Origin of the sequence: Nonomuraea fuscirosea, assembly GCF_035917475.1 — a bacterium.
Classification (GTDB): Bacteria; Actinomycetota; Actinomycetes; order Streptosporangiales; family Streptosporangiaceae; genus Nonomuraea; species Nonomuraea fuscirosea.
This window is the reverse complement of sequence record NZ_CP109074.1, coordinates 5,664,203-5,686,935: the sequence shown is the minus strand read 5'-3', so window position 1 is coordinate 5,686,935 and position 22,733 is coordinate 5,664,203. Positions and strand designations below refer to the sequence as shown.

General features: G+C 72.3%; 21 protein-coding genes. 14 read left to right on the top strand and 7 right to left on the bottom strand.

Annotated elements, in window-relative coordinates; genetic code table 11:
- Nucleotides 1-5 precede the first annotated feature (5 nt).
- A complete protein-coding gene (locus tag OIE67_RS25990) occupies nt 6-518 on the top strand; it encodes a DUF998 domain-containing protein (RefSeq protein ID WP_326644683.1) in 513 nt (170 codons plus the stop codon).
- Here OIE67_RS25990 and OIE67_RS25985 read toward each other — a convergent pair.
- Both OIE67_RS25985 and OIE67_RS25980 read right to left on the bottom strand, forming a co-directional pair.
- Entirely contained in the window at nt 490-1,203 is a 714-nt protein-coding gene (locus OIE67_RS25985) for an SDR family oxidoreductase (protein ID WP_326644681.1), read from the bottom strand. The genes OIE67_RS25990 and OIE67_RS25985 overlap by 29 nt on opposite strands.
- Nucleotides 1,200-2,360, bottom strand: a complete 1,161-nt coding sequence (locus tag OIE67_RS25980; RefSeq protein WP_326644679.1) for a thiolase family protein — start codon at nt 2,358-2,360, stop codon at nt 1,200-1,202. The genes OIE67_RS25985 and OIE67_RS25980 overlap by 4 nt, the downstream gene beginning before the upstream one ends.
- A 296-nt stretch (nt 2,361-2,656) precedes the next feature.
- On the opposite strand from OIE67_RS25980, the gene OIE67_RS25975 reads away from it, so the two are divergent.
- From OIE67_RS25975 to OIE67_RS25940, 8 genes are all read left to right on the top strand, one after another.
- Entirely contained in the window at nt 2,657-3,259 is a 603-nt protein-coding gene (locus OIE67_RS25975) for an ACT domain-containing protein (RefSeq protein WP_326644677.1), read from the top strand.
- A 72-nt stretch (nt 3,260-3,331) separates the two neighbouring features.
- Complete coding sequence (locus tag OIE67_RS25970; protein ID WP_326644675.1) at nt 3,332-3,880, top strand: MaoC family dehydratase; 549 nt, start codon at nt 3,332-3,334, stop codon at nt 3,878-3,880.
- A gap of 10 nt (nt 3,881-3,890) precedes the next feature.
- A complete protein-coding gene (locus OIE67_RS25965) occupies nt 3,891-5,054 on the top strand; it encodes an acyl-CoA dehydrogenase family protein (RefSeq protein ID WP_326644673.1) in 1,164 nt (387 codons plus the stop codon).
- Nucleotides 5,055-5,102: 48 nt separating this feature from the next.
- Entirely contained in the window at nt 5,103-6,266 is a 1,164-nt protein-coding gene (locus OIE67_RS25960; RefSeq protein WP_326644671.1) for a cation diffusion facilitator family transporter, read from the top strand.
- An 81-nt stretch (nt 6,267-6,347) separates the two neighbouring features.
- A complete protein-coding gene (locus tag OIE67_RS25955; RefSeq protein ID WP_326644669.1) occupies nt 6,348-7,826 on the top strand; it encodes an acyltransferase family protein in 1,479 nt (492 codons plus the stop codon).
- 426 nt (nt 7,827-8,252) lie between these two features.
- A complete protein-coding gene (locus tag OIE67_RS25950) occupies nt 8,253-9,437 on the top strand; it encodes a hypothetical protein (RefSeq protein WP_326644667.1) in 1,185 nt (394 codons plus the stop codon).
- A 126-nt stretch (nt 9,438-9,563) separates the two neighbouring features.
- Nucleotides 9,564-10,217, top strand: coding sequence for a Uma2 family endonuclease (locus OIE67_RS25945; RefSeq protein WP_326644666.1), 654 nt, complete (start codon nt 9,564-9,566; stop codon nt 10,215-10,217).
- Between the two features lie 10 nt (nt 10,218-10,227).
- A complete protein-coding gene (locus OIE67_RS25940; protein ID WP_326644663.1) occupies nt 10,228-10,374 on the top strand; it encodes a hypothetical protein in 147 nt (48 codons plus the stop codon).
- 33 nt (nt 10,375-10,407) lie between these two features.
- Here OIE67_RS25940 and OIE67_RS25935 read toward each other — a convergent pair whose 3' ends face one another.
- Nucleotides 10,408-11,691 carry an ABC transporter ATP-binding protein gene (locus OIE67_RS25935; RefSeq protein ID WP_326644661.1) on the bottom strand — a complete coding sequence of 428 codons (1,284 nt, stop codon included), beginning with the start codon at nt 11,689-11,691 and terminating at the stop codon, nt 10,408-10,410.
- Between the two features lie 383 nt (nt 11,692-12,074).
- Between OIE67_RS25935 and OIE67_RS25930 the strand changes: the two genes are divergently transcribed.
- Both OIE67_RS25930 and OIE67_RS25925 read left to right on the top strand, forming a co-directional pair.
- Nucleotides 12,075-13,100 (top strand): LacI family DNA-binding transcriptional regulator, encoded by a 1,026-nt coding sequence (locus tag OIE67_RS25930; RefSeq protein WP_106245021.1) that lies wholly within the window; start codon nt 12,075-12,077, stop codon nt 13,098-13,100.
- Nucleotides 13,097-14,038: a carbohydrate kinase family protein gene (locus OIE67_RS25925; RefSeq protein ID WP_326644659.1), complete on the top strand. Its 942-nt coding sequence runs from the start codon at nt 13,097-13,099 to the stop codon at nt 14,036-14,038. Before OIE67_RS25930 ends, OIE67_RS25925 begins: the two co-directional genes overlap by 4 nt.
- A gap of 94 nt (nt 14,039-14,132) precedes the next feature.
- Here the strand turns inward: OIE67_RS25925 and OIE67_RS25920 are convergent, their stop codons facing one another.
- Nucleotides 14,133-15,344: an MFS transporter gene (locus OIE67_RS25920; protein WP_326644657.1), complete on the bottom strand. Its 1,212-nt coding sequence runs from the start codon at nt 15,342-15,344 to the stop codon at nt 14,133-14,135.
- 164 nt (nt 15,345-15,508) lie between these two features.
- Here OIE67_RS25920 and OIE67_RS25915 point away from each other — a divergent pair, with 164 nt between their 5' ends.
- The 3 genes from OIE67_RS25915 to OIE67_RS25905 all read left to right on the top strand — a co-directional run bounded on the left by OIE67_RS25915 (nt 15,509) and on the right by OIE67_RS25905 (nt 18,221).
- Nucleotides 15,509-16,423, top strand: coding sequence for a sugar kinase (locus OIE67_RS25915; protein ID WP_326644654.1), 915 nt, complete (start codon nt 15,509-15,511; stop codon nt 16,421-16,423).
- 76 nt (nt 16,424-16,499) lie between these two features.
- Nucleotides 16,500-17,120 (top strand): bifunctional 4-hydroxy-2-oxoglutarate aldolase/2-dehydro-3-deoxy-phosphogluconate aldolase, encoded by a 621-nt coding sequence (locus OIE67_RS25910; protein WP_326644652.1) that lies wholly within the window; start codon nt 16,500-16,502, stop codon nt 17,118-17,120.
- Nucleotides 17,121-17,315: 195 nt separating this feature from the next.
- Entirely contained in the window at nt 17,316-18,221 is a 906-nt protein-coding gene (locus OIE67_RS25905) for a D-isomer specific 2-hydroxyacid dehydrogenase family protein (protein ID WP_326644650.1), read from the top strand.
- Between the two features lie 27 nt (nt 18,222-18,248).
- Here the strand turns inward: OIE67_RS25905 and OIE67_RS25900 are convergent, their stop codons facing one another.
- The 3 genes from OIE67_RS25900 to OIE67_RS25890 form a co-directional block, all read right to left on the bottom strand.
- Nucleotides 18,249-20,285 (bottom strand): protein kinase domain-containing protein, encoded by a 2,037-nt coding sequence (locus tag OIE67_RS25900; RefSeq protein ID WP_326644648.1) that lies wholly within the window; start codon nt 20,283-20,285, stop codon nt 18,249-18,251.
- Between the two features lie 148 nt (nt 20,286-20,433).
- On the bottom strand, nt 20,434-21,576 hold the full coding sequence (locus tag OIE67_RS25895) for a cytochrome P450 (RefSeq protein WP_326644646.1): 1,143 nt from the start codon (nt 21,574-21,576) through the stop codon (nt 20,434-20,436).
- A gap of 333 nt (nt 21,577-21,909) precedes the next feature.
- Entirely contained in the window at nt 21,910-22,710 is an 801-nt protein-coding gene (locus OIE67_RS25890) for an IclR family transcriptional regulator (protein ID WP_326644644.1), read from the bottom strand.
- Nucleotides 22,711-22,733: the final 23 nt, after the last annotated feature.

Sequence of the window (22,733 nt, the reverse complement as noted above, 5' to 3'; positions counted from 1 at the left end):
GTTCGATGACCACCAGAAGGCTGCTGTTCTGCGGCTTGCTCATCACGGCCTTCGCGGCGGGTGTGCGCCGCAGCCCGGCGTCGGGGTGGGCGGCCGTGCCGATCGGGCTGATCGGCGCGGGCGTGTTCGTGATGGACCCGATGCAGGGTCATCCGCCCGGATCCCCGGAAGGGGTCGTCATGACCGGCAGCCGGCACCACACTGCGCACGACCTGGCGTCCCTGCCGGTCTTCTTCGGACTGCCCGTCGCGTGCGTGGCGGTCGCGATCCGGCTCAAGGGCTGGTGGCGGCTCTACTCGTCGGTCACGGCGGTGGCGACGCTCGTCCTCTTCCCGGTGTACGGGCAGGCGTTCACGGACGACGCCGCCAACGCGGGCCTGGTGCAGCGGGGCCTCATCGTGACCGGCTGGACCCGGCTCACCCTGCTCGCCGTACACCTGATCCGCCGGGAGGACCCAGCGGATCAGGCGGGCCCGTTCAGCGACCTGATCAGGCGGAGACGTCCTGAGAGGGCGTGACGAGCTCCGGATACAGCAGCTCCAGGCCGCCCGACAGGCCGGCCCTGACGTTGCGGCTGACGTCGTCGGCGAGCACCTCGTACGCGCCCGCCTCCAGCCCGTCGAGCGCCTGGACCACCACGTCCTCCGGGCTGATCTTGGGGCCGGTGATGTCGGCGGCCATGTCGGTGTCGATGTAGCCGGCGTGCACCCCGAGCACGTGGGTGCCCTGCTCGCGCAGCTCCAGCCGCAGCGCGTTCGTCAGCGACCACGCCGCCGCCTTCGACGCCGCGTACGTCTTCGGCCGCGGGAACGTCACCCACGACAGCACCGACAGGATGTTCACCAGCGCGCCGCCGCCGTTGCCGGCCAGCACGGGGGCGAAGGCGCGGCTCATGGTGAGCGGGCCGAAGTAGTTGACCTCCATCTCCGCGCGGGCCGACTCCACGCTGCCGCCGCCGATGGACACGCCCGCGTTGTTGATCAGGAGGTCGACGTCGGCGTAGCGTTCGGCGGCGGCCGCCACGGAGGCGGGGTCGGTGACGTCGAGCGCGATCGGGGTCAGGCCCTGGCCGGTGATCGAGTCCGGGTTCCTGGCGGCGGCGTACACCGTGCGGGCCCCGCGGTCCAGGAGGGCACGGGCAAAGACGGCGCCGAGGCCGCGGTTCGCGCCGGTGACGAGGGCGACACTGCCGGAGATCTTCATGAGGTTCGCTCCAATATGAGGGCGTTGGCCAGGCCGCCCGCCTCGCACATGGTCTGCAGTGCGTAACGGGCGCCGTGCTCTTGCATGGCGTGGACGAGAGTGGTGGTGATGCGGGCGCCACTGGCGCCCAGAGGATGGCCGAGGGCGATGGCGCCGCCCTTGACGTTGACCTTGGCCGGGTCGGCGCCGGTCTCCTGCTCCCAGGCCAGGACGACGCTCGCGAACGCCTCGTTGACCTCGAACAGGTCGATGTCGGCCAGCCGCAGCCCCGCCCGGCGCAGGACCTTCTCCGTCGCCGGGATCACGCCGGTGAGCATGAGAATCGGGTCGGACCCGGTGACGGCGAAGCTGTGCAGCCGGGCCAGCGGTTTGAGGCCGAGGCGGGCCGCCGTCGCCGAGGTGGTGACGAGCACGGCCGCCGCCCCGTCGTTGATCGGGCTGGAGTTGCCCGCGGTGACCGACCAGTCGATCTGCGGGAACCGCTCGGCGTAGCCGGGGTCGGCGAAGGCGGGCTTCAGACCGGCCAGGATCTCCTCCGTGGTGGAGGGGCGTACCGACTCGTCCCGGTCGAGGCCCGCCAGCGGGGCGAGCTCGGCGGAGAACGAGGCGGCGGCGGCCCTGGCGTGCGAACGGGCCGAGAACGCGTCGAGCCGCTCGCGGCCGAGCGACCACTTGGCGGCGATCAGCTCGGCGCTGATGCCCTGCGGCACCAGGCCCCCGGGGAAGCGGGCGGCCAGGGCGGCGCCGAACGGGTCGGCCCCAGGAGGCACGTTCGACCACATGGGGACGCGGCTCATCGACTCCACCCCGCAGGCCACGACCAGGTCGTACGCGCCGGACATCACCCCCTGGGCGGCGAAGTGCACGGCCTGCTGGGACGAGCCGCACTGACGGTCCACGGTGACCGCGGGCACGGACTCCGGCAGCCCGGCGGCCAGCCAGGCGTTGCGGGTGGTGTTCATGGCCTGCTCGCCCACCTGGTCGACGGAGCCGCCGATCACGTCGTCCACCAGGGACGGATCGATCCCGGCGCGCTCTACCAGGGCGCTCAGGGCATGGGCGAGCAGGTCCACCGGGTGCACCCCGGCCAGGGCGCCGCCGGGTTTGCCCTTGCCGATCGGGGTGCGTACGGCCTCCACGATCACGGCGTCGCGCATCGCGGCCTCCTTGTCAGTTGGAAAACCAAACCCACTCTAGGTGGGTTGGATTTTCCAACGCAACTCCGCGGCCCGAGAGCCGCGTCACACCGCGCGGCCGGCCGGGGTGGTCCGGTGGGAGGACTGGGCATGGGCGATGACCACCCGCTGGCCTGCGAAAACCGCAACCGCCCTTTATCGACAATCCGGACTTAACGCGTCATCCTGGGATATAAGCGCAGCATGTGCGACATATGCATGGAACATCCTGGAAACCTTTGCGCGGCAATGTGGGAGCCTTCGGAAGGGAGGCGGCAATGCTGCTGCGGCTGAGGGTGTCGTTGCCGGACCGGCCGGGCGGTCTCGGTCAGGTCGCGAAGGCGCTGGGCGCGCTGGGGGCGGACATCCTCCAGGTCACCGTCCTGGAACGGGAGGCCGGCCGGGCCGTGGACGACTTCACCGTCTCCTGGCCGGGACAGGTGAGCGCGGCCGAGGTGCGCGACCGGATGTCCGCCATGCCGGGCGTACGCGTCGAGGGGGTCTGGCCCACCAGGGAGATGCCCGGCTCGGCGCCCGACTACGACCTGCTCATGCACGTCGCCGCCGAACCCGCCAGGGGTTACGCCACGCTGGTGGACGCGCTGCCGGGCCTCTGCGGCGCCGAATGGTCGCTGGCGGTGGCCGACGGCGCCGTCCAGCATGCCTCCATGGCCGCGCCCGCCGAGTTCGAGCTGCCCCAGCAGCCGCCGCGGGCCATCACCGTGGACGCCAAGGAGATGCAGTTGCTGCTGCTGCCCGTCGTCACCGCCGGGCTGCACGTGGTGGTCGCCCGCGCCGACGGGCCGGTGTTCCACCGCGCCGAGGTGGAGCGCGCCGCCCGCATCGTCGACGTGGTGGCCAAGCTCGCGGCCCGCGCGTAGGCGCCCACGGCGCGCGGGTGCTCGGGGCCCGCGCGCGCGGGTGATTGACCGAACAATCATCTGGTCACTAACGTGATCGGTCTGATCGTCGGTGAACAGGAGCCGCACGTGACCGTCCACGAGCCCAGCATCGGCCGCTACTACGAGGACTTCACCATTGGGGACGTCTACCAGCACCCCATGGGGCGGACGATCGGCGAGTCGGACAACACCTGGTTCACGTTGCTGACCATGAACACCAACCAGAACCACTTCAACGCCCACTTCGCCGCCAAGGCCCCCACCGGAAAGATCATCGTGAACTCCGGGCTGAGCGTGGCCATCGTGCTCGGCCTGTCGGTCATCGACGTCAGCCAGACCGCGATCATGAACCTGGGCTGGGACGGCATCAAGCTCACCCACCCCGTCTTTGTGGGCGACACCCTCTACGCCGAGTCCAAGGTGACCGGCAAGCGGGAGTCGAAGTCGCGCCCGTACGCAGGGATCGTCACCTGCTACACGCGCGGGCTCAACCAGGACGGCGACGAGGTCATGTCGTGGACGCGGACCGTCATGGTCTACAAACGCGACGCCCCGCACGACAAGGGCTACTTCCCCCAGGCCAAGACCGGACCGCTCTGAGAAGAGGCACATGGACTTCGAGCTGACCGACGAGCAGAAGGCGTTCCGCGAGACCCTGCGCGCGTTCGTGGACAAGGAGATCCTGCCGGTGGCCACCGAGTGGGAGCACTCCGGCCGCTATCCCACCGAGATCGTCGACAAGATGAAGCGGATGGGACTGTTCGGGCTGTCCGTGCCGGAGGAGTACGGCGGCATGGCGGCCGACATGGTCTCGTTCGCGCTGGTCTTCGAGGAGATCGCGCGCGGCTGGATGGGCGTGGCCGGCACCATCGGCTCCCACTCGCTGGCCTGCTGGATGATCGCCCGCCACGGCACCGAGGAGCAGAAGCGGCTGCACCTCGCCGACCTGGCGAGCGGCGCCCGCCGTACCGGGATCGCGCTGACCGAGCCCGGCGCGGGCACCGACCTGCAGGGGATCCAGACCAGGGCGGTACGCGACGGCGACCACTACGTCGTCACCGGCACCAAGACGTGGATCACCAACGCCCGCCACGCCGATCCGCTGCCCGTGCTGGTCAAGACCTCCATCACCGAACCCGCGCACAAGGGCATGTCGGTGCTGCTCGTCGACCCCTCGTCCGCCGGCTTCGGCGTCAGCCGCGACCTGCCCAAGCTCGGCTACAAGGGCACCGAGACGTGCGAGGTGGTGCTCGACGAGGTACGCGTGCCGGTCTCGTGCCTGCTCGGCGGCGTCGAGGGGCGGGGCATGCAGCAGGTGCTGGGCGGGCTGGAGATCGGGCGGATCAACATCGCCGCCCGCGCCGTCGGCGTGGCCCAGGCCGCGTACGACGCCGCGCTGGCCTACTCGCGCGAGCGCACCGCGTTCGGGCAGCCGATCGCCGACTTCCAGGCCGTCCAGCTCAAGCTCGCCGACCTGGCCACCGAGATCCAGGCCGCCCGGCTGCTCACGTACTGGGCCGCCTCCCAGGCCGACGGCGGCAAGCGGGTGGACATGGAGGCGGGCATGGCCAAGTACTTCGCCTCCGAGGTGGCGCTCAAGGCGTCGCTGGAGGCGATGCGGATCCACGGCGGGTACGGGTACTCGCAGGAGTTCGTCGTCGAACGGCTCTACCGGGACGCGCCGCTGATGGCGATCGGCGAGGGCACCAACGACGTCCAGCGCCTGGTCATCGCCCGCGCGCTGATCTCCGGCAAGGGGAAGGTGGGCTGGTAGGGGGCCTTATCCTGCTCGAAGGGATGACGTGCGTGATCGGGGGATGCCATGGGTGACCAGCCGAACACCGGCCCGTCGGCGCACCATCACGACCACGACCCCGTTCCCGACCATGACCACGGCCACGGTCACGGGCACAACCCCGGGCCCGAGCACGACCCCGAGCACGACCCCGAGCACGACCCCGGTCACGGCCACGGTCACGGCCATCAGCGGAGGCGGGGGATCAAGGCGGTGCTGGGGTGGGTCGCGCACGCCGTGACCCCGCACAGCCACGACTCCGCCGGCAAGACGGATACCGCACTGGAGTCCAGCAGCCGCGGCATGCGGGTGCTGGCCATCTCGTTCGCCGTCCTCATGGTCACCGCCGCCGTCCAGGCGGTCATCGTCGTCGCCTCCGGCTCGGTCGCGCTGCTCGGCGACACCCTGCACAACCTGGCCGACGCGCTCACCGCCGTGCCGCTGGCCATCGCGTTCTCGCTCGGCCGCCGCGCCGCCACCCGCCGCTACACCTACGGCTACGGCCGGGCGGAGGACCTGGCGGGCATCATCATCGTGCTGCTCATCACCGCCTCCGCGGCTCTGGCCGGGTACGAGGCCGTCCTGCGGCTGCTGGACCCCCAGGAGATCAGGGCCGTGGGGTGGGTGGCCGCGGCGGCGGTGATCGGGTTCGCCGGGAACGAGTGGGTGGCCCGCTACCGCATCAAGGTGGGGCGGGAGATCGGCTCGGCCGCCCTGGTCGCCGACGGCCTGCACGCCAGGACCGACGGCTTCACCTCGCTCGCCGTCCTGCTGGGCGCGGGCGGCGCCGCGCTCGGCTTCCCGCTCGCCGACCCCGTCGTGGGGCTGCTCATCACGATCGCCATCTGCTACGTCCTGCGCGACGCGGCGCGCGAGATCTACCACCGGCTCATGGACGCCGTCGACCCCGCACTGGTGGACGCGGCGGAAGACGTCCTGGCCGGGGTGGAGGGGGTGCGGCGGGTGGAGTCGGTGCGGCTGCGGTGGATCGGGCACGCGCTGCACGCCGAGGTGGAGATCCTCGTCGATCACGACATGTCGGTCGTACGCGCGCACGAGGTGGCGGTACGGGCCGAGCACCGGCTCATCCACGACCTGCCGCGCCTGCGGGCCGCCACGGTGCACACCGACCCGGACGGTCCTGACGGCGCCGACCACCACGCCCCCCTGGCCGACCACCACACCCCGTAGCCGGTCGCGGGCCGGATCCGGCGGCGCCGGCCACGGAAAGACCCCAGCATCACTCACCCCGTAACGGGTAGGTTGGGCCGGGTGTCCGCAGCCGCCCCGCATCCCGACGCCACCCCTTCCCGCGCTCCCGCCGCAGCTTCGGCACCGGCGTCCGCCCCTGCCCCGGCCTCCGCGTCAGCCGCCGACCAGACCCCGGCCGCCGCCCAGAGCCCGGTCACCGGACAGGCCCCGGTCGCTGAACAGACCTCGGTCACGGAACAGGCCCCGGCCGCCGCCAAGGCCCCGGCCGTCGGCACGAGGCTCGCCTGGCTGGACGCCCTGCGTGGCATCGGCGCCCTGGCGGTGGTGGCCGAGCACCTCCTGCCCTGGTTCCTGCCCGGCCTGCGACCGTACTGGTTCAACCTGGGCGTCTACGGCATCCTGGTGTTCTTCCTGGTCAGCGGCTACATCATCCCCACGTCCCTGGAACGCCACGGCGACGTACGCGCCTTCTGGATCAGCCGCTTCTTCCGCCTCTACCCGCTCTACCTCGGCGTCATCGTCGCGGTGCTGGCCCTGTCCTGGTGGGTGCCGGTGCGGGAGGCCGTTCCCCGTGACGGGAGCGCGGTGGCGGCGCACGCGACCATGCTGCTCGACGTCGTCAGCGTGGGCGGGGTGGCCGACACGATGTGGACGCTCTCGTACGAGATGGTGTTCTACCTGCTGGTCACGGCGCTGTTCCTGACCCGCGGGCACGATCGCAGCGGGTTGCTGTCGATGCTCTTCGCGCTGGCCGCGGTCGTGGTCGGGCTGATCGTGTCGGGGGCGGTGCTGAAGGGGGCGTGGCCGGCGTACGTGTCGTGCGCGGTGTTCGTCGTCGGGCTGACGGGCGTGGTGGCGGGCCGGTTCCGTACCGCCTCGGCCTGCGTGCTGGGCGTCATGGCGGTGGTGCTGCTGCTGATGAGCAGCCGGGTGCCGTGGCTGGGCGCGGCGGTGCTGGCGGTGATGTTCGCGGGTACGGCCGTGCACCGGTGGGAGCGCGGCACCGGCCGGCTGTGGCCGGTGGCGGTCACCGCGGTCCTGGTCGGCATCGCGCCGCTGTGGGCCATCGAGAGCGGCTGGTGGTGGGTGCAGGCCGACGTGTGGTTCACCACGATCGCGCTGGCCGGTGCCACGTTCGCGGGCGGGATGGCGCTGCGCGGCAGGCGGCTGCCCCGGGTGCTGGTCTGGTTCGGGCTGATCAGCTACTCGCTCTACCTGGTGCATCATCCGGTGCTGAAGTACTTCGTGCAGGTCAGCGGCGATCTGCGGCGGGCGGAGGCGCCGTACCAGGTGGCCATGACCGCCCTGGCCCTGGCGCTGCTCGTCGGCGTCAGCGCGCTGACCTACCGGTACGTCGAGCGGCCGATGCAGGACCTCGGCCGGCGGATCTCACGCCGATACCGTGACCGGCCCCAGGGCGGCGCCGACGCGCGGGTGGCGGGACAGGGCGCGGGCGACGACGGGGTCCTCGGCCAGCAGGAAGGCCAGGTGCCTGACCGCGTGCGCGACCACGTTGGCCAGGGTGACGCTCTGCGGTGACGGCATCGCCGGCGCCTGGCCCCTGGTGATCTCCAGCACCGGCACCTCGGTCGCGGGCAGCCAGGGCGACGGATCGGGGCAGACCGCGTACGTCAGGACGATCTCCCCGTCCGGTTCGTAGCGCCAGCTGGTGGAATGCAGCACCGTGTCCGGGTCGCCGGGCGCGACCCCGCTCAGCCGGCGCGCCGTCTCGTCGGGGCTCTCCCCACGTAGCGGCCGGGTAAGGGCATGCCGATAGGCCCAGCGACTGTCGGTGCCCACCCGTAGCATGAGCGTCTCAACCGAGATCACGTGTCTTCCCGTCACCACCCATAACTTACTGCCCATCATGTGCAGGTGCGTTCCATAGGCATATCGTCATCGCTCTTGCACCAGCGCGGTGAGCCGGGTTGTAGTCGATGGCGTGCGAGAGAGAGGCCGACAGCCATGCCCGGTTTGCTGGTGCTGATGGGGTCGGGCGAGACGAGCCCGACCATGGTCGAGATCCACCGCGCCGCGGCGCGGACCCTGCGCGCGGGGGCGCGGGCCGTGCTGCTCGACACTCCCTACGCCTTTCAGGAAAACCGCGCCGACATATCCGCCCGCGCCTGCCAATATTTCGCCCGCAGCGTCGGCCTGGACGTGGAGGTGGCGCCCGCGATCACCGGCGCCGACTGGGTGTTCTCCGGCCCCGGCAGCCCCACCTACGCCCTCGACCGGTGGGCCGGCTCCGGCGTGGCCGGCGACCTGCGGGCCAGGGTCAGGGCCCGCGAGGGGGTGACCGTGCTGGCCTCGGCGGCGGCCTGCACGGCGGGCCTGGCCACGGTGCCGGTCTACGAGATCTACAAGGTGGGCGCCGAGCCCCACTGGCGCGAGGGCATCGACCTGCTGGAGCCGCTGGGGCTGCAGGCCGTGCTGATCCCCCACTACGACAACGCCGAGGGCGGCACCCACGACACCCGCTACTGCTACCTGGGCGAGCGCCGGCTCTCACGCATGGAGCGCGAGCTGCCGCCCGGCACCGCCGTGCTCGGTCTCGACGAGCACACGGCGCTCGTCATCGATCTGGAGAGCGAGTCCGTACGGATCGCGGGCCGGGGCGGTCTGACCGTGCGCCGGCCCGGCGCGCAGACGGTCCTGCCCAGCGGCACCCGCCTCGACCTGGCCGAGCTGCGCCGCCTGGCCGAGGGCGGCGCGGGCGGCCCCGTCCCGGCCCTGCCCGAGCCGGAGACTCTGCCCGCCGAGGTGACGCTGGAGGAGTCGATCCAGTCCTGCGAAGAGCTGTTCAAGGCCGCCGCCGACCGCCCCGACCTGGTGGCGGCGGCGCAGGCCGTGCTCGACCTGGAGGCGGAGATGGTCAAGTGGGCCGCCGACACGGAGGAGGACTCCGGCGGGGTCGAGCAGGCCAGAGAGCTGATGCGGCTGCTGATCGCCCGCCTCGGCGAGCTGGCCGCGACCGCCACCCAGCGCTCCCAGGCCCTCCCGTCCCTGATGGAGCCGCTGCTCGCGCTGCGGGCCGAGCTGCGCGGCCAGGGCTGCTACGACGTCGCCGACGCCCTGCGCGCGGCGTTGACCCGCGGCGGCGTCACGATCGAGGACACCCCCGACGGCTCCCGCTGGACGATCTCCTGATGACCTGCGGGACTTGCGCGGACGGCTGCGCACCTTGGCAAAGGCGAGGTAATGTGATCTCGTCACTCGACGTAGTTGGACTGCTACCCTTTGCCCCCGCCTTGGGGGCGTGCCAGACTCTCACTCATGGAAGGCGATGAGGCGATGACTGCTCTGCCGGAAGACGGCTGGCTCGATGCTCATCCGCCGCCCGGTCGTGCCAGGCTTTTCGCCGTGCCACAGGATACAGGCGACTACACCGTCGAGGACTGGTTGAGGCTGCCCGAAACGGGGGAGCGCATCGAGTTGATCGACGGGAGTTTTCTGGTGAGTCCCATGCCCGGCTACGATCACGCGATCGCAGCCAAGCGCCTGCTTCGCATCCTTGATGACGCTCGTCCTGAGGACTACGAAGTGGTGGAGACGGGCAACCTCGAAGTCGGTGAGGATGGGTTGATCCCCGACATCGTGGTGGGGCATGCAGAGGCGATGCTTTCAGGCGTCGCCAAACTCTCCTCGGCCGACGTCGTCTGCGTCGTCGAGATCGTCAGCCCGGGCAAGAGCAGTCACCGTCGTGACTACGAGATCAAGCCGCCCAAGTATGCGGCGGGAGGCATTCCGCACTTCGTCCGGGTCGAGCTCATGGGTGACGGCGCGCCCAGGGCCGAGGTGTTCGAGCTGCGCGCCCAGGGATACGAGCTGGTCGCCGAGGCGAAGGCGGGTGACGTGCTGGTGACCGTGGTGCCCTTCCCCGTCTCCTTTGACCCCGGCACGCTGACCGGGCTGCACCGCCAGGGCTGAGGGGGTCGTCATGCGGTCTTGGCGTGAGGACGAGTCGGCGCGCGAGACGCTCCACTTGATGGCCTCGCCCGAGAATCGCAGGCGGCTGTCGGAGGCGATCGCCAGTCTGGAGGCCGGCGGTGGCACCGTCCGTGAACTGGCCGACGACGACGCGTAGCAACCGGACCCGGGACGCGAAAGGTGGTCCCGGCTAGCGGCGCGGGGGGTCGATGCGGGTGCCGTCCGAGGTGAAGATCATGATGCGGGAGAGGTCGACCGCCACCTTGGCGGCGTCGCCGGTGCGCCAGACGGGCCGGTTGCCGAGGCGGACGATCAGGTCGGAGCGGCGGTGGATGCCGCTGTTGGTGTTCTGGCCCACCTGCTCCTGGTCCTGCGGCTCCGGCACCCGCGGCGAGAAGAGCCGGCGCATCATGCCCGACACCTTGCCCGTCCCGTTCCTGGCCCCGTTGACGCGCCGGCGCGGGTCCGGCGGCTCGGGCACCGGCACGGCGGGCATCCCGCACTCCAGGTACGCCAGCCACTCGTGCCCGTGATACTCCAGCGCCCGCACCCGCCCGTAGAAGGACGGCCCCTCGTACGACTCCGGCACCGGAGCCAGCCCGTCCGGCCGCAGCCCGACCAGGACCTGCCCGCCGGTGTGCTGCGAGATCGCGTACGCCCTGGGATCGCTCCACGGTAACGTGAGCCGGTGCGGGCCGAAATCCAGCATGACGTACTGGTTCTGCGGCGTCCTGACCCCGGCCGCCAGAAGGTTCAACTGCTGGGAGTTGAGGAAGGCCGCCACGAAGGCCGTCGCTGGATCGTTGTAAATCTGGGCCGGAGTGCCGACATCCTGCAGGACGCCGCGATTCAGGATCGCGATCCGGTCCGCCAGCGTCAGAGCCTCCACCTGGTCGTGCGTGACGTAGATCGTGGTCACGCCGAGCGACCTGACCAGCGAGGAGATCTCCATCCGCAGCTCGGTGCGCATGCCGGCGTCCAGGTTCGACAGCGGCTCGTCCATGAGGAAGAGCTTCGGCTGGCGCACGATCGCCCGGCCCATCGCCACCCGCTGGCGCTGACCGCCGGAGAGCGTGCCGGGACGGCGGTCGAGGGTCTCGTCGATGTGCAGCGCCTTGGACAGCTCGGTGACGCGCTCGCGCACCATCGACGGGTCCGACTTGGCGATCTCCAGGGGGAAGGCGATGTTCCCGCGTACGGTCCTGTGCGGGTAGAGCGCGCCGTTCTGGAACACCATCGCCACGTCACGGTCGCGCGGGGCCAGGTGGTTGGCCATCTCGCCGTCCAGCCACAGGTCGCCTTCGGTGATCTCCTCCAGTCCGGCGATCATGCGGAGCAGCGTGGACTTGCCGCATCCTGAGGGGCCGAGGAGGACGAGGAACTCGCCGTCATCGGCCTGAAGGCTCAGCCGGTCGACTGCCAGGTAGCCGCCCGGATACACCTTGGTCACTTTGTCGAGAACGACCGAGCTCATGGGCCCACACCTTGCGTGTCACCTGGGACGAGGCTGATTGAAGAGGTAGTACATCGCGGTTTAACGCTACATGTCCACCCTGGAGATAAAGAATCTCATTCGGCGGCGTTTCGGTCAGGGGTTTTGGGCATCCGTACGCCGTTATTTCCGTATTTCGGGTTAGAAAGGGCTTGCGTAAATTTGCGGAAAGAGATTTCATATGGGGAACCGTCCGGGGAGGCACGCGTTGCGCGCAGGGGAGACGATGGTCGCTCGGCATCCGGATGCGGTGATCCACCAGGCCGGGACCCGCGCGCGCCACGACGTCTCAGGAGAGCTCACGATCGCCTCCGATGTCCCCGTAGCAGCGGATTCGGCCGCCCGGCGGAAAGTAAAGTAAGGGCATGAACGGTCACGCTCGTCTCGCCGACATCGCCGCCCAGGCCGGGGTGAGCGAGGCCACCGTCAGCCGGGTGCTCAACGGCAAACCCGGGGTCTCGGCCGCCACCCGCCAATCGGTGATGACCGCGCTCGACCTGATGGGCTACGAGCGCCCGCCCCGGCTGCGCCAGCGCAGCAACGGGCTGGTCGGCCTGGTCACGCCCGAGCTGGACAACCCGATCTTCCCCGCGTTCGCGCAGGCCATCGAGAAGGCGCTGACCCAGCACGGCTACACGCCGGTGCTCTGCACCCAGCTGCCCGGCGGCGCGCCGGAGGACGAGTTCACCGAGCTGCTCGTCGATCGCGGCGTCAGCGGCATCGTGTTCGTCTCCGGGCTGCACGCCGACACCACCGCGCGGATGGACCGCTACACCCGCCTCACCGACCGCGGCCTGCCGATCGTGCTGGTCGACGGCTACAGCGAGCACATCGACGCCCCCTTCATCTCGCCCGACGACCGCCTGTCCGCGCGGCTGGCCGTGCAGCACCTGGTAGACCTCGGCCACGAGCGGATCGGCATCGCGCTCGGGCCGCCCAGGTTCGTGCCGGTGATCAGGAAGATCGAGGGCTACCGGCAGGCCATGACACAGCTGCTCGGCGCGGGCGACGCGGACGACCTGATCGCCCACTCGCTGTTTTCCGTCGAGGGCGGGCAGGCCGCCGCCGCGCAGCTGCTCGACCGCGGCTGCACCGGCATCGTGTGCGCGAGCGACCTGATGGCGCTGGGCGCGATCCGGGCGTGCCGGCAGAAGGGGCTGTCGGTGCCGGGCGAGGTGTCCGTGGTCGGGTTCGACGACTCGCCGCTGATCGCGTTCACCGATCCGCCGCTGACGACCGTGCGCAAGCCGATCGGGGCGATGGCGTCGGCGGCCGTGCAGACTCTGCTCGAAGAGGTCAACGGCGCCCCCGCCAAACACGTCGAGCTGATCTTCCAGCCCGAGCTGGTCGTCCGCGGCTCCACCGGCTCAGGGCCGCTGGTCAACCGGTGAGCGGGCACGACGTCCTCGTCCTCGGCGGGGCCGGGGTCGACACGACGGTCTACGTGCCCGAGCTGCCGCTCCCGTACCGCGACACCTATCAGGTACCGCCGGTCACCGACCGGATCGGCAACACCGGCGCGGGCGTCGCGCTCGGCTGTCACGCGCTCGGGCTCGGCGTCGCCTTCGCCGATCTCATCGGCGACGACCCGCAGGGCGCGCTGATCCGCCACGCGCTGCGCGACCTCGACTGCCGCTGGGGTCCTGCTGAGGCGGGCACCCGGCGCAGCGTCCTGCTCGTGGGTCCCGACGGCCGGCGCACGTCGTTCTACGACGCCAAGGCGACGCCCGGCGAGCTCATGCCCAGGCAGTTGTACGCGGACGTGCGCCCCCGCCACGTGCACCTGTCGATCATGGACTTCTGCCGTCACCTCATCCCCGAGTTCGACGGCGTGCCGCTCTCCACCGACCTGCACGACTGGGACGGCGCCGCCGGCTACCAGAAGGACTTCGCCTACGGCTGCGACCTGGTCTTCCTGTCGGCCGCGGCCCTGCCCGACCCGCCCGCCGTCATGCGCGACCTGATCGCGCGCGGGCGCGCCCGCACGGTCGTGTGCATGCGCGGAGCCGACGGCTGCCTCGTCCTGACCCGCGACGAGGTGCTCGTCGGCGGCGGCGAGGGCGAGGTGCGCGTCCGCGAGGGTGAGGTGCTCTCCCGCGAGGGTGAGGTTCGTGCCTTCCCGGCCGCGCCACTGCCCGGTCCGGTGGCCGACAGCAACGGCGCCGGCGACGCGTTCGTCTCCGGGTTCCTGTACGGGAGCCTGCGCGGCGAGCCGCTGGAGCGGTGCGTCCGCCTGGGCGCGGTCGCGGGCGCCCACGCCTGCACGGTCACCGGCACCCACGAGTCTCCGATCACCGAGCCGCTGCTGCTCGCCAGAGCCGCCGGCTGAACCCTCTGACGCGTCGTCCGGATGCCCGATCGCGTCTGCCGGACGCCTGCTCGGGCGTCGGCCGGATGCCTGATCGCCCCGGTCGGATGGGCGTTCAGGCGTCGGCCGGGCGGCCTCTGTCCAGTTCCCGCCAGGTGCGCAGGACGAACGGCGGCACCGAGATCAGCACGTAGACCACGGTGAAGGCGAGCAGGGTGGTCTCGAGGCCGGTCAGCGTGGACAGCGCCCCGGCCAGCAGGCCGCCCACCGGCATGCCCGCGTACGCCGCCGCCGTCATCGCCCCGATCACCCTCGCCCGCATCCGTACGGGGATCCGGGCGTACTGCAGGATGCCCAGAATGGGGTTGATCGCGCCTGCCGCGAACCCGGACAGGGCGGTGACCGCCATCGCGACGAGGAACGGCGCGTCCAGGGCGAGCACGAGCACGCGCGGCACCCCGGCCACCAGGAAGCACAGCCCGTACGTCAGCCGCATCGGTAATCGGCTGCCGACCGCCCCGTACACCACCGTCCCCGCCACCGCGCCGGCTCCCAGCGCCCCTGTGAGCAGGCCGAACGCGCGTGGATCGCCGACCACGTCGCGCGCGTACAGGGCCAGCAGCACCTGCGTCACACCGGTGTCGAGCAGGTTGACCACCACGATCATCGCGGTGGCGCTCAGCTGCAGCCGGTCCCGCCACAGGAACGCCAGCCCCGCCCGCAGGCCGTCCAGATAGCCGCCGCGCTCCCGTTCGCGCCGGGCCACCCGCGGCACCCCGCCCGCCACCAGCAGCGCGGACAGCAGGAACGTGACCCCGTCCACGAACAGCGGCAGGCTCGGCCCGAGCCAGAGGATCAGCACCCCGGCCAGCGGCGCGCCCACCATCGCCGCGCCCCGGTACACCCCGTCGTAGGCGGCGGTCGCCCGCTCGATCGGCACGCCGGCCAGCGCCGCGAGGTCGGGCAGCATGGCCTTGCGCGCGGTCTCCCCGGGAGTGGAGGCCGTCCAGCGCAGGAACAGCAGCACCAGGAGCAGCGGATAACTCAGGCCGCCGGTCAGGAACAGCACCGGCAGCGCCAGCACGAGCAGGCCGCTGACCAGGTCGGACAGCACGCTCGTGACCCGGAACCCGAGCCAGTCCACCAGCGTGCCGCCGAAGGCGGCGGAGATGACGATGGGAAAGGTCATCGCGAACGCGGCCAGCCCGGTCAGGGCGGCGCTGCCGGTCGTGTCCAGGACGAACCACGGGACGGCGAGGATGGAGAGCATGTTGCCGGTGGTGGACAGGGCGTTGGCGGCCAGCAAGGTGATGAATGGACGCCTCACGAGTGATGCCCCCGCACTGTTCTCCTGTTTCAGCGTCACTCAGGGGCGGCTCGTGGTCAAGGGAACCGCCTGCGGGGCTGGTGACCGATAAGTCGCAATAAAGGTGATTTGATAGTACGGCTCACCGCCCCCGGTGGAGCAGAGACGATCAGGGAGCTCGAAGCGTGAGTGTCGTGGTGTGCGGTGAGGCGATGCTGCTGATGCTGGCCGAGCCGGGCATCCCGCTGGAACGCGCCACCACGTTCCGGCGCTCTGTGGCGGGAGCGGAGACCAACGTGGCCGCCGGCCTGGCCCGGCTCGGCCACGAGGTGCGCTGGCTCGGCCGGGTCGGCGCCGATCCGGCCGGCGCGTCCGTGCTGGCCATGCTGCGCGCCGAGGGCGTCGACACCCGCCACGCCGTCACGGACCCGTCCGCGCCGACCGGGCTGCTGCTGCGTGACAGCCATCCGGCCAGGGCCATCGACGTGCAGTACTACCGCGCCGGCTCGGCCGCCTCCCGGCTGGAGCCGGAGGAGCTGACGTTCGACATGGTGCGGGGGGCGCGGATCGTCCACGTCACCGGGATCACGCCCATGCTGTCCGGCTCGGCGCACCAGGCCACGCTGCGGCTGCTCGACCTGGCCCGGCAGGCGGGCGCGCTGGTCTCCTTCGACCCGAACATCCGGCTCAAGCTGGGCCCGCCCGCGCTGTGGCGGGAGCGGGTCGCGCCGCTGCTCGGCCGGGCCGACGTGGTGCTGGCGGGGGAGGACGAGCTGGAGCTGCTCCAGGTGGATCCGGCGGGCCTGGACGGGCTCGTCGTGGTCAAGCACCGCGACAAGTCGGCCACGTGCGGGGCGCTGCGGCAGGAGGCGTACCCGGTGCCCGTCACCGATCCGGTCGGCGCGGGGGACGCCTTCGCGGCCGGGTTCCTGTCCGGGTTGCTGCGCGGGATGGCGTACGAGGTGTGCCTGCGCGAGGCGGCGGCCGTGGCGGCACTCGTGGTGCAGTGCGCCACCGACACCGACGGGCTCCCCGACCGGGCCGCCCTGGACCGCGCGCTGGCCGGGTTCACCGAAGCGGGGGAGACCGTGTACCGCTGACCGCCGCCTCCGGCGAGGTCGGGGAGACTGTTACCGCAAGCCGCCGCCTTCACGGGGGCGCGATCGAAGGGACGTCATGTACCGCTGGGAGATCGTCGAGGCCGTCACCGCGCAGCGGGTGTTCGGGATCGTCAGGAGCGCGGGGCCGCAGGAGGCGGTCGCCGCCGCCGAGGCGGTGCTCGACGCCGGGCTGCGCGCGGTGGAGGTGGCGCTCACCACGCCCCGCGCGCTCACCGCCGTCGCGCGGCTCACCGAGCAGCGGCCCGAGGCGCTGATCGGGGCCGGCACCGTGCTCGACGCCGCCGCCGCCCGCGCCGCCGTCGAGGTGGGGGCGCGCTTCCTGGTCTCGCCCAACCTCCACCCCGAGGTGATCCGCGCCGGCCACCGTTACGGCGTGCCCGTCTTCCCCGGCGTGGCCACGCCGAGCGAGATCGTCCGGGCATTGGAGGAGGGGGCGGACGCGGTCAAGATCTTCCCCGCCTCCGCCGTGTCGCCGTCCTGGCTGCGTGACGTACGCGCCGCGCTGCCCCAGACGCCCGCGATCCCCACCGGCGGCGTGACGATCGACAACGCGCCCGACTGGATCGCGGCCGGCGCCGTCGCCTGCGGCATGGGCTCGGCCCTGACCTCGGGCGGCGCCCAGGCGGCGGGCGAGCGCGTCACCGCCCTCCTCGCCCGCCTCGCCGAGGCCCGCTGAGCACCCACGCCGGGAGCCGTGCGGGCGCTCAGCCGCCTGAGTACCTGGGCCGGGCGCCGTGCTGATGCTCGGCGGACCTGGGCACCCGCGCCGGACCCGTCCGCATCACGTACGGTCATGGCGGCGAACTCCCGGCATCGGGTGCGATATATGCTCACCCGTGATCAATGAGTTACGACCGGAAGGCCGCCCTCGATGACCGTCGCCGTTCACGTCGGGCCCGAGCCCGTACCCGCGCTCATCGACGCCGTACGCCGCGCAGGCGGGCGCGTCGTGCCCCTGGAGGAGGCCGAGGCGATCGTCTACTACGGCAGCGACGACCCGGCCGAGCTGCGTTCGATGATCCACGAGGGCATCTCCTGGGTGCAGCTGCCGCACGCGGGCGTCGAACGCTGGACCACCGCCGGCGTCGTCACCGACGACCCCGTCTTCACCGCCGCCACCGGCTCGTACGGCCCGCAGGTCGCCGAGCACGCGCTGGCCATGATGCTGGCCGCGGCCAAGGGGCTGTACCGGGCGGCCAGAGTGAAGAGCTGGGGGCCCAACGGCTCCAGGGAGCTCGCCCGTTCGACGGTCGCGATCATCGGCAGCGGCGGCATCGGCCAGTCGCTGATCCGGCTGCTGGAGCCGTTCGGCTGCACGGTGGTGGCGGTCAGCGACCGCGGCGAGGTGCCCGGCGCGGCCAAGGTCGTGCCGCGCGCCCGTTATCGCGAGGTGCTGCCCGAGGCCGACTACGTCGTCGTCGCCGCTCCCGCCACTCCGCAGACCGCCGGTATGTTCGGGGCGGGCGAGTTCGAGCTCATGCGCGGGGACGCGTGGCTGGTGAACGTCGCCAGAGGCCGTCTCGTGGTCACCGACGACCTGGTACGGGCGCTGCGCGCGGACCAGATCGGCGGGGCGGCGCTGGACGTCACCGACCCGGAGCCGCTGCCGGACGGGCATCCGCTGTGGGAACTGGACAACGTGCTCATCACCCCGCACAGCGCGAATCCGCGCGCCGCCTACTGGCGCGGCCTGGCCGAACGCGTCACCGCCAACGTCCGCCGCTTCGGCACAGGCGCGCCGCTCGAGGGAGTGGTCTCCCCGAAGCAGGGCTTCTGACCCGGCCCCCGTCTCCGGACTGGGTGGTTACGAGCCCAGGCTGACCTTGGCCCCGGCGCTCTGGCCCGAGTCGTGCACTTCGAGGGTCGTCGCCGCCAGGTCCTTCGGCAGTTCGAAGACCAGGGTGCCGGCGAACGACTGGCCCGCTTCGATGCGGATCGGCGTGATCTCCTTGCCGTCCTTGTCGAGCAGCTTGGTGCCGCCGTGTCGCGCGTCGTCCTCGTCGATCAGTTTCTGCTGGCCGGGGTTGAGCACCGTGGCCTCCTGGCCGACGTTCCTGACCTGTACGCCGACCCGGCACGTGCGCTTGGCCGCCGCCTTGGCCGGTTTGGGGCAGGTGGTGCCCGTCACGGTGAAGCGCAGCTTGCCGTCCTGCACGGGCCCGTCGTCACCGGCGGCAGAGGAACGGAACACCCACGCCAGTACGGCCAGCACCACCACCACCAGCACGACCGCGATCACCAGAGCGGTCAGACAGCCCGCGAACAGCCCCCGCCTCGGCTTGGCCGGCCGATAGCCGGGCAACCGCCCCGAACCGGTGGTCGAGTGGTGCGGCAGCGGTACCTGCCCCGTCTGATGGGGGAGCGGCCCCTGCCCGGTCTGGTGCAGCGGCACATGCCCGCGTGACGCCCCGCCCGTGGGCCCGGTGCGCTCAGCGGGCGGCGGCTGCTGTGGCCCGCGCGGCACCCTAGGCGTCGGCCCCGTACGCTCGGCGAGCGGCGGCTGGTGCGGCATCCGCGATGGCCTGGGCGTGGGCCCGCTGCGCTCGGCCGGCGGTGGCTGGTGCGGCATGCGCGGCGATCCGGACGTCGGTCCGGTGCGTTCGGCGGGGGGCGGTTGGGGAGACCTGTGTGCGGAGCCCGGTGTCGGTCCGGTGCGTTCGGCCGGTGGGGGCTGTTGCAGGCGTGACTCGGGGGTCAGCGGTGGCTGGGCGGAGCCGGGCCCGGGGCCGTGGCTCGGGCCGGCATGGCCTGACGCCGCATGGCCGTGAGGGGCCTGGCCAGGGGCAGCGGGGCCGGGGGCGGCTTGACCAGGGGCAGCCTGACCGGGGGCGGCGGGGCCCGGGGTGGGGCCGTGGGCGGGGCCGTGGCTTGGAGCGGGGCCGGGGGCGTGGCCTGGTGGAGGGCCGGCGTTGGGGCCGGGGAGTTGGCCGGTGCGGTCGGGAGGGGTCAGGGGGCCGAACTCGGACGGGTTCCACGCGCTGGTCAGATGCTTGGTCGCGGCGAGCTGGGCGGCCGGCTCGTCGGCGGCACCCACCAGTTCGAGCAGCAGCTGCTTGGCATCGGGCCGGCGCGCCGGGTCGGGGTGGATGGCCGCGGCGACCAGCCGGTCGAGCGGCGCGGGCAGCCCCCGCAGGTCCGGCGGAGCCTGGCGGGCCCTGGCCGCCATCACGTACGCGTCGCCCTCGCCGAACGGATGCCCGCCCAGCCCCGCGTACGCGATCAGCGACCCCCACGCGAACACGTCGCCCGCCGGGCTGGTGCGCCCCTCGAAGACCTGCTCGGGAGCGATCCAGCCGGGCGTGCCCATGACCATGCCGGCGTTGGTGTGGCGGGAGTTGACGTGGGTCGAGCGGGCCAGCCCGAAGTCGATCACCCGGGGCCCGGCCAGCGTCAGCATCACGTTGGCCGGCTTGAGGTCGCGGTGCACGAGCCCGGCCGCGTGGATCGCGGTCAGCGCGGCGGCCACGCCCACGGCGGCGGCGTGCAGCACGGACGGCGACAGCGCGCCGTGCTCGATGAGGTGATCCTCGAGCGAGATGCCGTCGATGTACTCGGTGACGAGGTAGAGGACGCCGCGGTCCTCGCCGTGGTCGAGCACGCGGGCGGTGCAGAACGAGGCCACCTTGCGCGCGTTGGACACCTCTTCGTGGAACCGCGCCCGGTAGACGGGGTCGGCGGTGTAGTCGCGCCGGATGGCCTTGAGCGCCACCCGGGGACCGTCGGCCGCCCTGGCGAGGTAGACCACGCCCATGCCGCCGGAGCCGAGGCGGCTGATCAGCTCATAGGGGCCGATCGCCGGCGGATCTTCCGGCTGCAGAGGAGTGCCTCCCGAGCGCCCCAACGTCGCCGTCCTCTCGCCGTCGTCATCCCGTCGCAAACCGAACCGTTCCTCCCGCCGGTTCGTCCCTGTGACAACCCGAACCGTTCCGCCGCCCGGCATCCCGTTTGTACCCCAGACTCTAACGGAGGAAGGGGCCGCCCGTTGGCCACTAGCCCTGAGCAGGGTCGCGTCGCAGCGGGCGCATCGAGACGCGCAGCCGGGTGAGGTCGATCGCATGGGGGAGCGGGCGATGCGGCGACAGCAGCCGCCCGATCGGCTTGGGGCGGGAGGTGCGCAGGATCCCGCCCAGGAACGCCGTGCCGACGGCGAGCGCCAGGCGCAGCCCGTCGCAGCCGGACATGGCCCACCACTCGTCGGCGGCGGTGCCGTCGAGCCAGATCTCGGGCGCGAACGTGTTCGCGTACGGCAGGCGCGGGCTGCGCTGGTGGGCCGCGACCGGGACGAGCACGGTGGTGCCCGTCGGCAGGGCGGTGCCGTACCAGTCGGTCTCGGTCGTGGTGACCCGCGACAGCACCGGCGCGGGCGGCCACAGGCGCAGCCCCTCGCGCAGGCAGGCGCGCAGGTGGTCGTGGTCGGTGCGGGCGGCCTTGCGGTGGGCCGGGTGGGCGGCGAGCAGCGCCAGGGTCTGCGTCAGGCCGGCCGCGGTCGAGCCCAGCCCCATCAGCCAGTACGCGGCCTGCATGAGCGCGCGCGACTCGTTCTCCGGCGTCTCGGCGATCAGCCCGGCCAGGCTGCCGGGCTCGGCACGGCGCAGGTGGTCGATGACGCGGGTGTCGTAGCGGCCGGACAAGATCTCCTGACGCCGCCTGGCCCGCCACCGGCCGGCCCGCGTCAGGTCCTCCAGCAGCCGGGTCAGCTCCTCGTCCCTGGCCGCGCCGTCGCCGTACACGCAGCGCCTGGCCACCCGCCGCCAGCAGGCGTCGAGGCGGGCGTGGTCCACCACGCCGCCGCTCAGCTCGGCCGCCTCCTGCGCGGCGATCTCGATGAAGCGCGGGCGCAGCACGTCGGTGGGCAGCTCGAAGGCGTGCTGCTCCAGCACGGGGGTGTAGGCGGGGTCCGCGCGCGACAGCACCCGCAGCACGTCCCGCTTGGACATGATGAGCAGGACCCGCCCGCGCAGCCCGCGCACCAGCACGGGCCGGCCGCCGTAGCGGGACTCCAGCGCGGCCAGCAGCGCCCGGCAGCGCAGCGGGTCGCGGCCGTGGGTCATCTGCGCCGATCCTGGCGGTACGAGCGTCGCGGCCAGGCGCAGGCTCTCCAGCACCGTGGCCCTGGGCAGCCCCCTAGGCACGGGTCGCCTCCCGCGATCCGGCCGGCGCCCGCGAGCCCGGGGCTCTCCGGGGCCTGACCCGGCGGGTCGCGGACGCCTCCTCGGTGGCCGGAGCGGCGGGGACGTTCATATGCAGATGTGATCGTCCCGGGCCCGCGTCCGCAATCGAGGATTTCGGCCAGTGGAACACTTCCGGCCTCAAGATCTGACGCCGTTCCGGTCACCGGAACGGCTCCTCCCGCCGAGGACGGCGGCGCAGACAGCTTGTCGGAACGGGGTCAGCCGCCGAGCAGGGCAGGGGGAGCCGGCTGACCGGAACGGGGCCACCCGCGAAGCCGGCTCTTCGGGACGAGGTCAGCCGCCGAGGAAGGCGGCGGAGATGGCCTGGGCCGCGCCGCGGACGGAGATGCTCAGTTTGGCCAGCGGCGCCGCGTGGGCCGGTGCCGCCACCCCCACCGCCATGCGGATCCGCCCGCAGGGGCCGAAGACCGGCGCGGCCACGCAGGCCACGCCCTCGGTGAACTCCTCCTGGCTGTAGGCGACGCCGTGCCTGCGGACCTGGGCCAGCTCGCGTTCGAGGCCGGCCAGGGTGGTGATCGTGCGGCGGGTCATCCGTTCGAACGAGCCGCGCGCCAGCACCTCCCTGCGCAGGCGCGGGTCATAGGCCAGCAGCGCCTTGCCGGTCGCGGTGCAGTGCAGCGGCGCGCGGTCGGAGTCGTCGGAGCGCGAGCGCACCCGGTCGTGGCCGTAGAGCCGCTCGACGTAGCGGGCCTCCAGACCCCAGGGGACGGCCAGGTTGACCGTCTGCCTGGCGGTCTCGTACAGGTGGAGCAGGTAGGGGAGCACGACCGTGCGGGTGCCGGGGACGCGGGCGCGCGTGATGCCCGCCATCGACTCCAGCAGCTCGCCCGGCAGGTACGCGCTGCCCACCCGCCGCGCCAGCTCCCGCGAGCACAGCACGCCCAGGATGCGGTGCGCCGTCGACTTGGGCAGGCCGGTGCTCCGGCACAGCTGCGACAGCGTGACAGGGCGGGAGGCCGCGCTGAGCGCGAGGAGGAGGTCGATGCCCCGCTCCAGGCTGCCCGGCTGGGACCGGCCCTGGTCCGGGGCGGGGCGCTCGTCCGTCAGTGCTTGACCGGCCGTTTTCGTCAGCATGGACATCCCTTTCGCTCGCCGAG